This window comes from Pelagibius sp. Alg239-R121 (assembly GCF_947331435.1).
In the GTDB taxonomy this organism is placed as follows: Bacteria; Pseudomonadota; Alphaproteobacteria; order Kiloniellales; family Kiloniellaceae; genus Denitrobaculum.
The window spans coordinates 106,763-120,180 of sequence record NZ_CAMZOF010000012.1; the positions used below are offsets into that span (position 1 = coordinate 106,763).

The 13,418-nt window shown below is 54.4% G+C and carries 14 protein-coding genes; 7 read left to right on the forward strand and 7 right to left on the reverse strand.

All coding sequences use genetic code 11. The annotated features are described in order from the left end of the window. Positions 1-6 precede the first annotated feature (6 nt). The gene (locus QMZ18_RS31400; protein ID WP_322097490.1) at positions 7-1,050 is read right to left on the reverse strand and encodes an ABC transporter substrate-binding protein; all 1,044 of its coding nucleotides are present in this window, start codon (positions 1,048-1,050) and stop codon (positions 7-9) included. Between the two features lie 196 nt (positions 1,051-1,246). Between QMZ18_RS31400 and QMZ18_RS31405 the strand changes: the two genes are divergently transcribed. Next, positions 1,247-2,149, forward strand: a complete 903-nt coding sequence (locus tag QMZ18_RS31405; protein WP_282610381.1) for a LysR family transcriptional regulator — start codon at positions 1,247-1,249, stop codon at positions 2,147-2,149. A 6-nt stretch (positions 2,150-2,155) separates the two neighbouring features. On the opposite strand, the gene QMZ18_RS31410 is transcribed toward QMZ18_RS31405, so the two are convergent. Both QMZ18_RS31410 and QMZ18_RS31415 read right to left on the reverse strand, forming a co-directional pair. Then, positions 2,156-2,506, reverse strand: a complete 351-nt coding sequence (locus QMZ18_RS31410; RefSeq protein ID WP_282610382.1) for an SH3 domain-containing protein — start codon at positions 2,504-2,506, stop codon at positions 2,156-2,158. A 30-nt stretch (positions 2,507-2,536) separates the two neighbouring features. Further along, positions 2,537-3,241 (reverse strand): hypothetical protein, encoded by a 705-nt coding sequence (locus QMZ18_RS31415; protein WP_282610383.1) that lies wholly within the window; start codon positions 3,239-3,241, stop codon positions 2,537-2,539. A gap of 284 nt (positions 3,242-3,525) precedes the next feature. On the opposite strand from QMZ18_RS31415, the gene mtgA reads away from it, so the two are divergent. The 3 genes from mtgA (at position 3,526) to QMZ18_RS31430 (ending at position 5,518) form a co-directional block, all read left to right on the forward strand. Beyond that, on the forward strand, positions 3,526-4,197 hold the full coding sequence (gene mtgA, locus QMZ18_RS31420) for a monofunctional biosynthetic peptidoglycan transglycosylase (protein WP_282610384.1): 672 nt from the start codon (positions 3,526-3,528) through the stop codon (positions 4,195-4,197). A gap of 204 nt (positions 4,198-4,401) precedes the next feature. Continuing rightward, entirely contained in the window at positions 4,402-4,764 is a 363-nt protein-coding gene (locus tag QMZ18_RS31425; protein WP_322097492.1) for a metalloregulator ArsR/SmtB family transcription factor, read from the forward strand. A 289-nt stretch (positions 4,765-5,053) separates the two neighbouring features. After that, on the forward strand, positions 5,054-5,518 hold the full coding sequence (locus QMZ18_RS31430) for a PAS domain-containing protein (RefSeq protein ID WP_282610385.1): 465 nt from the start codon (positions 5,054-5,056) through the stop codon (positions 5,516-5,518). An 83-nt stretch (positions 5,519-5,601) separates the two neighbouring features. Here the strand turns inward: QMZ18_RS31430 and QMZ18_RS31435 are convergent, their stop codons facing one another. Beyond that, positions 5,602-7,392 carry a sensor histidine kinase gene (locus QMZ18_RS31435; protein ID WP_282610386.1) on the reverse strand — a complete coding sequence of 597 codons (1,791 nt, stop codon included), beginning with the start codon at positions 7,390-7,392 and terminating at the stop codon, positions 5,602-5,604. A gap of 608 nt (positions 7,393-8,000) precedes the next feature. Between QMZ18_RS31435 and QMZ18_RS31440 the strand changes: the two genes are divergently transcribed. Continuing rightward, positions 8,001-8,939, forward strand: coding sequence for a hypothetical protein (locus tag QMZ18_RS31440; RefSeq protein WP_282610387.1), 939 nt, complete (start codon positions 8,001-8,003; stop codon positions 8,937-8,939). 37 nt (positions 8,940-8,976) lie between these two features. On the opposite strand, the gene QMZ18_RS31445 is transcribed toward QMZ18_RS31440, so the two are convergent. Next, positions 8,977-9,300, reverse strand: coding sequence for a plastocyanin/azurin family copper-binding protein (locus QMZ18_RS31445; protein ID WP_282610388.1), 324 nt, complete (start codon positions 9,298-9,300; stop codon positions 8,977-8,979). Between the two features lie 520 nt (positions 9,301-9,820). After that, a complete protein-coding gene (locus QMZ18_RS31450) occupies positions 9,821-10,684 on the reverse strand; it encodes an AraC family transcriptional regulator (RefSeq protein ID WP_282610389.1) in 864 nt (287 codons plus the stop codon). Between the two features lie 104 nt (positions 10,685-10,788). On the opposite strand from QMZ18_RS31450, the gene QMZ18_RS31455 reads away from it, so the two are divergent. Together QMZ18_RS31455 and QMZ18_RS31460 are read left to right on the forward strand one after the other, a co-directional pair. Then, entirely contained in the window at positions 10,789-11,655 is an 867-nt protein-coding gene (locus QMZ18_RS31455; protein ID WP_282610390.1) for a DMT family transporter, read from the forward strand. A 104-nt stretch (positions 11,656-11,759) separates the two neighbouring features. After that, positions 11,760-12,263, forward strand: coding sequence for a GNAT family N-acetyltransferase (locus tag QMZ18_RS31460; RefSeq protein WP_282610391.1), 504 nt, complete (start codon positions 11,760-11,762; stop codon positions 12,261-12,263). Here the strand turns inward: QMZ18_RS31460 and QMZ18_RS31465 are convergent. After that, positions 12,208-13,086, reverse strand: a complete 879-nt coding sequence (locus QMZ18_RS31465; protein ID WP_282610392.1) for a collagen-binding domain-containing protein — start codon at positions 13,084-13,086, stop codon at positions 12,208-12,210. The two genes, QMZ18_RS31460 and QMZ18_RS31465, sit on opposite strands and share 56 nt — an antisense overlap. Between the last annotated feature and the right edge of the window lie 332 nt (positions 13,087-13,418).

Genomic DNA, 13,418 nt, shown 5'->3' on the forward strand with positions numbered 1-13,418 from the left:
GAAACCTCAACCGGCTTTTGGACGATCAGCCGCCGTGGCTTCGAGAATAGATGTGGTCATAACGTCATCAACGCTCGGCACATCGTTTTTGAACTGCCCCAGATCGGCATAGGTCTTGATCTGGCTTTCCCAGTTCTCGCGCTTCATCGTACCCCAGCCGCCGGCCTTGGTTTCAGCATTAAACACGTAGTTGAGGATGAGCCCGACCGCCTGCCGCTCAGCAGCGGCATCCATGTTTGGATAGCGTTCGACCAGCGCATCGACCGCAGCGTCGGGATTCTGTCGTACCCAGTCCCAACCGCGTGCCGTCGCGCTGATAAAGGCAGCCAGTTTATCAGAGTGCTTTTCCAGCGTTTCATCGGTCACATAGTAAGGATTGGCGTAGAGCTGAATACCCGCATCCCAAAGCCGCATATCGACGCGTTGATCCCCAAGAATCTTCAAAGCATTGATGTTGGATTGCCAGCCGGTAACCGCCTGAACCTGGCCGGTCATGAGGGGGCCCATATCACCGCCCATGACCACGACCTTCACATCGCCCTCTGAAATGCCGTGCTTGGCCAGAAGCGCACGCAGAAGAATGCGTGCCGTGCCCTGCGTTGCGATGGTTTTACCGATCATGTCTTTGGGCTCGTTGATCGGATCTTTCTTGAGCGAGAAATAGGTGAAGGGATGCTGCTGATAACCGGCAGCAATACACTTAATCGGAATGCCGGCGGAGCGTGCCAGCATCAAGGACGGGCTGGACGAGAGCTGCCCGACATTTGAACGGCCTGAGGCAACCGAGGCAACGCCGTCGACATTGGGACCGCCAGCGACGATGTTCAGCGACAGACCTGCGTCCTTGTAGTAACCCAGCTTGTCGGCTGCGACCTCGCCAAGCTGACCGTTGGATATCAGCCAGCCCAGCTGCATGGAAATCTCGAAATCGTCGGCGCGTGCCGAACGGGAAACGCCGATCATGCTGCCGGTCAGTGCCGCACCGGTCGCGAGACCCATGCCCTGAATGACCTGCCGGCGATTGAACCTGCTCTTTAGTGATTTTGCCATCCTGTCCTCCTGCTCCGCCGGCCGGGGTTCTTCATCTTGTTTTAGGCCGGTCGTTTCGTTGCTTTCGTAGAAGCTCACGTCCCCCTGAACGCGCAGAAACAACTATATCGCGAAGCTATGTGATGCGTGATGAAGTTTTTTTCGTCTATAGTGATGCCGTTTCGGCATCGGCCACCCGAAAAAGGAGATGATAGACGTGCACCATCCTTTGCTCCGATACATCGACGAAGTCGCCCGTCAGGGTTCAATCCGTAAGGCTGCGAAGGTTCTGAACGTGGCTTCCTCGGCCGTGAACCGGCAGATTCTCAAAATCGAGGCTGAGTTCGACACGCGCATTTTCGACCGTCTTCCCGAGGGCGTAGAGCTTACGGCTGCAGGTCGTGTCGTGGTCGAGCACTGCCGTCGGACACTCTATGATTACCGAAACCTGCGCGCCGCCATCGACGACATCCGTGATCTGCGGAGCGGACACGTCCATGTCTCGACTCTCGATTCCATGACTTTCGGTTTCCTGCCACAGGTCATGGACGACTTTAACAATGAGTATCCCGGCATCTCCTTTACCGTGGCAACAGCGGGGCCGGAGGAAACCATCGATGCTGTCGCCAAGGGCACGGTCCATGTCGGACTGAGCTTTACGCGTGATCTGCATCCGGACGTGCGGGTCGTGGCGGAAAAGCCCTCGCCCTTCGGCGTGATCATGCGCCCGGACCATCCTCTTGCCGACCGCCACTACGTCACGGTCGAGGACTGCGTCTCCTTTCCACTGGTTCGTACGGTAGACGCACGAGGCAAGACGTCGATCATTGATCAGGAAATGGATTCCGCCGTGCTGCCGCTGTCGACGATTTTCTACACCAATGCTCTAATTATGGCGAAGCATGCAATCACGGCCAACCGGGGCGTCGGCATCTATACGAAGGTCGGATTCCTATCCGAAATTGACGCTGGCGAGTTGCGATTCGTGCCCTTGGCTGAGCGTACGCTGAGTGAATACAAAATCGGTGCCGTCATCTCCGCCCACAAGAACATCGAAACCTCAGCCCACCTCTTCGTTAGCACGATCGAACGGCATTTCCGAAAGGTGGATTTCACCTAAACCTCTTCACGCAAGTTTCAGGCAGTCGGACGGGACCCAACCTTCCTGCCCGGAATCGTTCCGACACCAGTCCCAGCCGTTACGGTGCTTGTTGCCTTCGACCGTCTGGCCGGCAAGGACGGTGAGTTCCCCCGTGTCGAAAGCTTCCAGCGTTTTCGCTATCCCGCCGCCTTCAGCTTTCCCGCCGCCTTCATTAGACGACAGAAGTTCCTCCGGAAGCCAACCGCCAAGCCCGCTGTCGTTCCTGCACCAGATCCAGCCTGGCCACGCCTCGTCCCTGACGCCGGTCTCCACCTGCTCGCCCTTCTTAACCGACAGAGCCGGCGAATAGCTCCGTTCCCACGATCGGATAACCAAGAACCTTTCCGGCTTTGTCATCAGATAAAATCACTTGTAGGAGGCCGCCGCCAGCTTCCGGAATTCAGGCCGGAGGTCGCTGGGCAATCCCCAGGAAAGGTCAGCAAGAATGATGCGATAAACCATTTCCCAGGCAGGCGAGCCAGGGTCGGAGAGATCGCTTTTATGCTTTTTAAGAAGTTTCTGGATCTCAGAAACGTTGTGGTAGTCGGGCCAGGCTTCAAAAGCTTCGCCGAAAGCCTGCAGCGCGCCACCGACATCACGTTCAAGCAAGGCCTCGAAGCCACGGCGCTCCATTCCCGAGACCTTCTGAACACGCGTTGCCGCGGCCACCGCCGGCGCCGGGGCTTGCGTTTGGGCCGTAGCAGGTGCGGTTCGCTGGATCTGTTCAACCTCGCGCGTGAGATTGCGTGAGAGCTTTGCCAGTTTATTTTCAATGTCGGCCGTCACCTGTTCAGTCACTTCAGGGGCTGCTTCCCCCTCTCCCGCCTGTTGCGCCTGAAGGAGGGCGCGAATGTCGGCGATTTCTTCATTCGCCTGTTTTTCCAACTGCTCGATTTGCGGTCCGATCCGGACCACGCCTGCCAACTCGACTTCCCGGCTTTCCAGAATCTTCCTTACATCGTCCTGAAACAGAATAACGACCGCGAAGGCAATCGCCGGCCACATGAAGGTCCGCAGGTAATCCAGGATCAAGCGGCCAAGTGCGTAACGATCGCCGGCTTCGGAGGCCATGTCTTTTATCTCCTATATCCCGCCGTTCGTTTCAGCGAGTATTTTGTCGTTCAGCAGGACGATGATCCTATCACCAATCCTGTGCGCGCAGGAATGGTAGCTGCAATTGAGCTCGTATACGAGATGCCGCAACCTTCTTAGGCCCCATCGAGTCCGCAGCAGTCACGATGACCCGAACCGGCAGCCTGAATAAGAACACAGCCCAAATTCCTGCCGCTTTCCTTGCTTGAACTTGCGTGAATGGTTTAAGCACTGCCTTTCTCTGGAACAGACGTCGCCACCTGATGAAATTTTTGAAACGACTCGGCAAGAAGGCCTTCAAGCTGCTTGGGCTCGCTGTGCTGCTCGTGGCTGTGCTGGTCCTTCTGTTTCGGATAGTACCGGTGCCGTTCACGCCGCTGATGCTGCTGCGCGATGCACCGATCAATAAGCGCTGGGTTCCATTGACGGAGATATCGCCTGCACTGCCGCGTGCGGTGATCGCGGCCGAAGACAATCTCTTCTGTTCACACTGGGGTTTCGATCTGAAATCGCTCCAGGCTGCAGCCGTCGCCTTCGCCAGCGGCGAGAAGGCAGGTGGCGGCTCGACTATCTCCATGCAAACCGCCAAGAACCTCTTTCTCTGGCCGAAGCGGAGTGTCGTGCGGAAATTGCTGGAAGCGCCGCTGACCCTCGCGATCGAAGCCACCTGGCCCAAGACGAGAATTCTCGAAGTCTACCTCAACGTCGCGGAGTGGGCTCCCGGCGTATACGGTGCGGAAGCCGCCGCCCGCCACCACTTCGGAAAATCCGCCAAGTCACTGACCAGAACTGAAGCCGCACGCCTCGCCGCCGTTCTGCCCAGCCCGTTAAAATGGTCGGCAGGCAAACCAGGAAATTATGTGCGCCGGCGTACCGAGACGATCAATCGCCGCGTAGGTCAGCTCGGCCCTTTGCTGGACTGCGCCAACCCCTGACAAACAGGCATCAACCCGCATTTTTTAGCAGTCATCCAGCGTATTTCCTGTGCAACGCCGGAACACGACCGCATTGACATATATTCGTCTCTATATATGAATGACAGCGGCTTTGCCTCAAACGGCGGTCGTTCGCTGCGCAGAACGCGGACAAAACGGCCTGACAGGGTCGACATGCTGGATTGATTGTTTCGGACCAAAACGGTGACAGAAAATTCGAATCTCGCCTCGAACGGCGAAGTGCAGCTTTTAGACGGCGACACTCAATCCATGGAAGAAATGGTTTCGAACGCGCGCGCGGCGAGCGATTTTCTGAAAGCCATCGCCCATGAACACCGTTTGCTGATCCTCTGCATCCTTGCGGAGGGCGAGAAGTCGGTCCGGGAGCTTGAGCTGAAGCTGAACATGCGCCAACCCAGCGTTTCGCAGCAGTTGGCCCGTCTGCGGGCCGAGCGACTTGTTGCCACTCGTCGGGAAGGCAAGACCATCTACTATTCGCTGGCAAGCGAACATGCACGTGAGTTGATCTCTGTGCTGTACCGAATGTTCTGCGGCCCCAAGCCCTGACGTGTTTCAAAGGTACGCGCAGTATGCGGGCATAATTTGCAACCACCGACAGCGGTAAGACGCTTGCTCATAAGAAGGGGCGCTTCACGCTCCTGATTAACTCAATCACTATCGATTGCACTCAATTGTCACAAAAATCGGTTTTGCAGCAGGCATCTGTGCTTGAAGAACGGCTGTTCTCTCGCAAAGCCAGCAATTTCGAATTTGTGTTTGATATTATTTACCGTAAATTGAAATATAACCGCGATACTGAAGGTCCGCGGGTGCTTTTCATTCCACGATCGATATCATGACACTGCTGTACGGTAAATTTTCGACAGAAGAGATCCTCTGCGAGTCGCTAAGGTGCTTCTATACGCTCTGGCTCGATAAACATGGACCTAACGGCGCCCTCCCGGCACGCGCCGATTTTGATCCAATCGAGATACCGGCGAACATTCTCCCATATCTGACGATCTTTGATGTAATTCGATCCGATGATGGATTACGGTTTCACATTCGCCTGGCCGGAACCGGCGTCGTCGATGAAATCGGAAGAGATACAACCGGCCTGTTTCTGGACAATTTACCGAATACTGAATCGATCATCGAACGTGCGGAGTGGATCGTAGAGAACCGGAAACCGGTTTACGTTACGGATTTGCCGATAAGCTGGACATCTGTGGACTTCAAAACCTACGACGCACTGGGTGTTCCGCTCGCTTCCGACGGCAAGACCGTTGATAAGGTCTTCTACCAAATGTCGTTTTCCTAGAGCACCATTCCCGTTTATCACCAATTCTGCGCAATCCAATCAAGCTCTTGGGGACGACTTGCGCAGGTTTCACTCGGATGCCGTTAGGCACTTCGGGGTGCCTGATGCCTTTCATCGGTGGCGCGAACTCGACTCTTTGGCAAGCATATCAAGGCTTTGGTGCCCTGTCCCTTATCGCTTTCGATCAAAAAAGTACCGCCGTGGAGTTCGATCAGTCGCGACACGATCGACAATCCGAGGCCGGTACCCTGAATACCTTGCTTGACGTCACTGGCACGTCGTTGGAACGGCTGCATCAGGCGTTCAATTGACTCTCGCGGAATGCCCGGGCCGTTGTCTTCGATAACAATCTCCAAATCTCCGGACGCGCGCAAACTGGAGCGTAAGATCACGCGGCCACCAATCTGGGTATAGCGCAGCGCATTCGACAACAGGTTTAAAACCGCCTGCTTGATCACACGTTCGTCGGCAAAGAGTGACACCGTCCCAGCCAGTTCTTCGATTGACAGATCCATCTCCCGTTCGCGCGCCGCCGTCCCGACCAGTGTGATGGCATCCCTCAGTAGATCAGAGAGATCCGTCGGTTCTTCGTACAGCTCGAACTGCCCTGCTTCGATCTTCGAAAGATCAAGCAGGTCGTCGATAAGCGCGTGAAGATGCTTTGCAGACTTCGAGATGTCGTTCACATATTCCTGGCGCTTATCATGCCCCAGCAACTTGAGTGGCGACGCCAGCATCATGTCGGCAAAACCGATGATCGCGTTAAGTGGTGTGCGAAGCTCATGGCTCATGTTTGCCAGAAACAGCGATTTTGTCTCGTTCGCTTTTTCCGCGCGCTGCCGTGCCTCAAGTTCGCGGGATGAAACCTCTTCGATCCTGTCGCCCATTTTGTTAAAGGCCGTCTTAAGGTTTTCGATTTCGTCAAAGCCGAATACACGGTCACCCGCAGCCGCCCGCGCAGAGGAATCACCGCTGGCCATGGCTCTAGCGGCCAAGGTGACAGTCTTGAGCGAACGCACCAGCGCAAAAGAAAGCACCGCGGCCAAAACGGCAGCCAAAGCAAGTCCGGCCGCGAACACCACCATTGCCGAAAGCTGTATGCCTGCGGCTTTTTCCTTAAGCTCCGCTACGGGCTGAGGCACCATGACTCCCCAGCCAGGCCCGTCAACAGCAGTGAACCCGGCGACCATATCATCCTTCAGAGCGGGTGAATAAAAGGTCTCGACCCCGGTTTCCCCCGCCAGCATCCGCTGCACGACGGAGACTTTCGAGATGTCGCGCATCTCGGCGATCCAGCTATCCAACGGATGAGCCAGAACCCGGCCGTTCTGATCGACAATCGCCGCATGCCCAAGACGCCCGAAGCTGATCTGCTTGCCGAGCTTGACGAAGTAATCTGTAAAGACCGCGCCCACGACGAGCCTATCGCCATAAATCTTCAGAAAGTAGAGCGTCGGCTGTCCGTCAGGTGCTGGCAAAACACCGGTTAGAATGGTCCGTTCTTCTTTCGCCACGGACTGGAAATAGGCGAAGCGTTTTGCAGGAATGATCTCCGGGCAGGGAAAGGCTTGCGTGTCGACTTCGGAAACCACTCGGCCGCCTTTCAATTCGGCGACGCAGATATGACGAAAGCTCAGATTAGTAAGCAACTCATCGGCAAAGGCGAAATCTTTGCCATCAACCAAATTGCGCGACACTATTTCGTAACCTGCAACCGCATCACGATAGTAACGCGACAGCGCCGAACTGAGGTTATTGGCTAAAAGAAGATGCCTCTCGTGAACTTCCTTGAATTCACTGTCGAGCGCTTTGGAATGAGGCCAGAGCCAAAAAAGGCAAAGTGGGACTACAGTGATCGCAAGAAAGATCACCATTAACCCCCAAACGATTCGGACCCGCACTTTCACGACCGCTCACATTCATTGCTTTGATGTCCTCGATACGGCAAAGAAATGAATATTTAATAAACGTTAAGCATTGGCGAATTGGCGGTGATGGATCTTGAATTCCTTTCTAGCCTTGCGTTTTCAGCCGATATCAAAGAAATTATTGATTGTATAAAATTTCATATTAAACAACTTAGGGTGCGTATTTCTGGATCATCTTCGTTCAAGCAGACTTCGCGAATTCGGCTCAACCTGTGTTAGCTATTTTCTTTGGAAAAGAATTGAATCCAACTAAAATTTACTAATCCCTATCGAATCCTACTGGAATTTGGCAGATTTGAAGCACTATGCGTGAAACAAGAGCGACATATGTCGGTTTTTTTTACATTGTTTGTGTACGCCCTATGAAATTGTCAAATAATTGACATAATTCATTTTTCGCCCGGCACGAGTACGGATCAGCCTTAAGCGACTGTCGGAATTTTATACAGTCTTCACGAAATCGGTCAGATCTCCTTTCGTAAAGCATTGGAAAAACGTGCTAAAAGAGTGTTGGCCTGTAAATTGCTTAACAGAACGTTAAGACTGATCGTGGCATGATGGCAAAATTCGGTATTTTTTATACCATGCGACGAGTGGTAATACTGCTAAGGGTCGTTTTTTTGGGAGCAGTCGTGCGCTTTGCAGTGAGGAAGCTTTCTATGATCGCTACCTGCGGCACCGCAGCCCTGTCGCTTGCCTGTTTTGCGGCAAACGCTGATCCGATTACGTCACAATGGCTAAGTCAAGACCTCCACCTCGCAGACAGCCAATCTGGTTCTGCCTCCGCCCAAGCTGAAAAGGCTGACGGACAAACGGCACTAGAAAAAACCGTGAGAATTGATCCCACGGATCTGGTTACATCAGCACCACCGAAAAAAAGTCGAGCAAAAAAATCAATTTCCTTCGGCCGCCAGGCTGCGAGCCCCGCGAGCGCGGAAGAAGCAGGCGAGGTTCCGGAAATTCCCTGGGAGATGATTGAGCTTTCACTCCTGCGTCAAAATCAAACGTCCTCGGCACGGGTGGAACCCGACATTGTTGTCGGTGGCGAGTATCAGCAGCTCATTATCGACTCCCTGCCTGATCTGGCGCTGGACATAGTGTATTTGCAGGGAATAGACGATATTCCCATTTTGAATTTCCTTCGAACGCAGTCAGATTCCGTTGCAATCGAAATAGCGACCTTTACAAGCGATCTCGCGGACCCTGATCAGTCCTTCGCAATGGCAAGTAACGGGAACCTGGAATCCGATGAAGCCGTCAGCGATTCCGGCCTCGCTGGAGACGGTGTAAAACCGCCGTCTCTGCTTAAGAAGCTGTTCTTCTGGGGATTAGGCTTGCTTGTCCTCTACACCGTATTGGAAACAGTGTTTTCCAGGCTGAAACGCCAGGGTCAGGGACCTGTTGACGCCAGATCCAGAGGCGAGCCGAAAGCCGAGCGCCCTCGGCGAAGGCGAACTTTCGGCAGATCAAGAACACGGCACAGATCAGCGTAAGCCGGCCTGCTACACCAGCACTTCAAGCCATCGTCACTTAGTCCACGACAACTATCATTTTCATTCTGGAATGAATACCGCAGCGAACGACAAAGCGGCCATTCTGATCAAAAACAACAGCTGACTCTCCACCAGGCTGTTGAATTCCGCTGTTGTACCTCAGTTCCTCAACCAGGATGTTATGCTTTATGCTGTCTGTGTTCTTGAACAACACGGTATCGCCGACCGCGACGGCCAACTCTTTACTGTCAAAGGTCTTATCGGTTTGGGTAACCATATGGTTCGTCGACGCATAGGCTGCGAGGCAACCAATCGCTGCGAAGAAACTCCCGATAAAGATAAACGGCCTGACGGTTTTCATAGAGTCTTTCCGGAGCCCCACAAAAGAAATAGCTCTATTGATCGCGACCGGTTACATCGTGACGGAGTCCGGTCAATTCCACAAAACAGCCCGTTTGCGATGCTCACGCGTCGAATTTGATAGCGCGTCACCGATCCACAAAGTGCGGAAGCAAGCTCCTACAGATTAGGTATGGAGGACGTTTCACGCACTTGACAGAGTCCTTTTGGAACACTCAAACACTTCACATCCTGCGGTAACGATGAACACACACGCATTGGACGAAACAATTGAGCCAGTATTTTCTGAACATAGTGTTAATCCCCCTCTCAAATTCTGAGCAACCCACGTTCAAATGCGTGCGATCTGGTTTATTTTTTGTGCAGGATTCGTCCTGAAAAGGTCATACAGAACAATTTAGTCAAGGCCCCGCCTCGCCGTTAAGTTGAGTAAGGTATCAAATTTCTGTATAGCGGCTCAACTGGATTTAGAGTTCCAAAAGGACCTTTGTTCAATCCTTTAGTGCATATACACTGCATATTTAGCAGCGGTTACGCTGTCGAAACTGCCCCGGCGTCATTCCCGTCTCTGCTTTGAATTGGGATGTCAGGTGACTTTGAGAACTGTATCCGCAATCAAGTGCGACTTCAGCCAAATCCTGCCCTGCTATAATCAAGTCGATCGCGCGCTCGACCCGGGCCTGACGTAACATTCGTCCAGGTGTCAGCCCTGTAGAAGCTTTAAAGCAACGCGCGAAATGCCGGGGACTGATGTCCAGTTCTGCAGCGAAGCCGGCAATGGAGTGCGCCGCAGCGGGTTCACTGCGCATTAAGTCTTCAACACGCGAAAGCTGACCTGCGGTTAATCCGGCACCTGCCTCCTCTTGCAACGCTCCACCGAGCACGCGCGCCAGCAGGGATAGAATGGCATGTTCAAGTACGAGACGATCCGCCCCTGCATCCCAATCGAGCGCCAGAATCAAGTTCCGGACCGTCGCCTGGAGAATCTGATCCCGGCCAAAGATCACCGGTTCCAGCGACGCCACGCGCTGGCCCATCAGGGCCTCCAATTCGGCCTGTTCGAAGTAGACATGAAACATCGAGACGTAGGAATCATTCGTCCAGACAGTTTCGTAATCCTTAGGCAGCACACAGATAGCGTCGGGAGCACCCCGCCTCGGATCGCTCGTCGCTCTACGACCGGATCCGTTCAAACGGCGAACGCCTCGCCCGCCCTTCAGATAGACGCTCAGCGTGTGATGATTGGGCGCACCATATTCGAAATAGCCATTCCCCAGACGCTCCCACTGTGCGAGCGACTTGGTACCTGCCAGATTACTCGCACTGCGCAGAAGCCGCGCATTCCCCGAAAGGGCCTTGGGAATCTTCAGATCCAATAATGGCATGGCGCCAAGTTAACCGCAGGTCCGTTGCCTGGCAATCTTGTCCGAATCCTGAAATACAGGCAGTCAGTCTCGGGCTAATTTGCTCGGACCCATGGAGATGATGTGTGCCGATTGTTCTTTTGAGTGTTGTCGTCGTGACTTGGGGCGTTTCCTGGTATGGGATCACGCTGCAGATCGGCGAAGCTGCCGAAACCGTGTCGATCTCGTACAGGTTCGCGCTCGCCTCCGCGATTCTTTTTCTTTGGCTGATCGTCACTAAGCGCTGGAAGCCCATTCCGTTGACCGCGCATCTGCGGATCGCCACTCTCGGCTTCTGCCTGTTCAATATGAACTACCTGCTGTTCTATATCGCGACCGGCTATATCGCCAGCGGGGTCTCATCAGTGGTCTTTTCCACCGCCGCGATTTTCGGTTCCCTCAATCAGTGGATTTTCTTCGGGAAGTCCCCAGAGCGGCGCGTGCTGGCAGGTGCGGTCTGCGGCGTCGCAGGGCTCGCTTTCCTCTTTTCGCAAGGCCTGCGCGAAGTGAACGGCATGGAAACAGTTGTGGGTTTGGCCCTGGCAGTGACCGCCACCTACTTCTTTTCACTCGGCAATCTGGTATCCGTCCGTTTAAGCGCGGACTACGACCTGTCGAATATCGTCGCGCGTGCGATGGCCTATGGTGCCGCGCTATGCGCGCTCTACGCGCTGGTATTCGGCCAAAGTTTTGCGGTTCCCATGACCGCCAGTTATCTGCTTGGTTTGGCCTATCTGTCTGTCATCGCATCGGTGATCGCCTTTCTAGCGTACCTCACGCTGCTCAATCGGGTTGGTCCGGCCAGAGCCGCCTACGCCACTGTGCTTTTCCCGCTTGTCGCCCTCGCCATCTCCAGCGGACTGGAAGGTTACGAATGGACGCTCCTCTCGTTCATCGGTATCTCACTCGCCCTCTTCGGTGCCGCGCTGGTTTTCTTGAAACGCCCTGGTTGAGGCCTTCGCAGGAGACTTCGATGGAGCGGGAACAGATAGCTCGGGCTTATCCGAAGCGCCTTCGACCTATGGCATGGCTTTCAATCTCTGTATTAGACTGACTCATGATTACCGTCAGAGAAAAACCCGAAGATTTTGACGACTGGCCGGAACTCCTCGACCTTCTGCAGGAGTCTTATGCCTATATGGATAGCCGAATAGACCCACCGTCGTCGTTGCATCGGCTTGATGCTCGGTCTTTGGCGGAAAAATCAAGAGATGAGATCCTGATCTTGGCTCTGGAAGACAAGGAGCTCGCGGGCTGCTGCTTCGTGAAACCGGCCGGGGACGTTCTCTACGTCGGGAAGCTGGCCATCAACCCGGCGCGCCAGGGCCAGGGTATCGGGCGTAAGCTGATCGATTTCTCTACACGCGTGGCACAACAGAAGGGCTGTGAGGCACTGGAGCTGGAAACACGTATCGAGTTGGTCGAAAACCATCGCGCTTTTTCCGCCATGGGCTTTCGTAAAACCGCGGAGACGGCGCACAGGGGCTACAATCGTCCGACCAGCATCACGATGCGGATGGAGCTCTCCGCCAACGCCGATCGGCCCAAACCAACGACATAAGCCCCAAGAGAAAAAGCACCGATGCCGGTGGTTCTGGAACAGCGGTCGCTTCAAATCCGGCAATTGGGCCGTCGCCGCTAATCCCGGAGATCCGAGTCTGCGGACCTACGATCAAGTTGTTCGTCAGGAAACGGGCTTCGTCGAACGACGCCCCTGCGCCGATCAACAGAGTACGGTCCGCTGCCAGCAAGGTTCCGGCGAAAAGCCCACGATTCAGATTCACTGCGCCAAGACCGAGCACGTTCACCAGCAGGTCGCTCGCCAGCAGGTCATCCCCCAACAGAATACCGCTGTTCGCTGCAAAGCTGAAACTGCCGGCAACATTCAATATCACTTCGTCGCCGGCGGCACCGGTGAGGGTCAGAAATTCGCCGCTTTCCAGTGTCAGGTCGCCGATGGAGAAGACAGCGCGGCCGCGCGCATCCAAGGTCCGGCTATCGGAAATGTCGCCAAGCGATATGCCGGACAGGGAAGCAGCCTCTTGAGAAGCGGCCCGAACGTCTTCGCTAATGCCCACATCAAAGTTTCTTGTGACCGACCCTGTCGTTACTCCCCCACCGGCCAACAACGCCGGCGTCGTGACACTACCCTCAATCAAGATTTGCGGGCCCAGGGTAACGGATTGTTGTCCGCCGACGTTCCCGGTAATCACCGACTGCGGTCCGATATTCACGCTGCCGCCGGCCGCGAGACCCGAAGTCGCCAGAACCGTAAAATCGGCCGCACGCCCCAGATCTATGGGGCCAGCGTGAGCCCCAAAAGGGAAAAACACAGCGGAAGCCACCAAAAGACCCGTAAGGTGAGTTAACCGTCTACCTGACATTTGCTGCACATCCTGTCGTCGATAACCTACACAAAAGCCGAGCCTACCTAATGGCATGCCAGCGCATTCAGATACGTTTGATCTCCTTTCGAAAGATCACGCCAGGCGCGATCGGGGCGAAGCTCCACCGCCGTATCTTTTGGAGTCCAAAGAAAATTAACTAACGCCAATTCGCCTTGTCTCATATAGATCTAAATAGAGGGGATATTTTTGCCGGCAAGAGCCAATAAGGCCTACAAATAGACACGATTAATTGAGCGTTATTTCGATAAAAAAGCCGAATAATTCCGAACTTAGCCAAACAGACCTTTAATTTCCTGATATCATTAGAT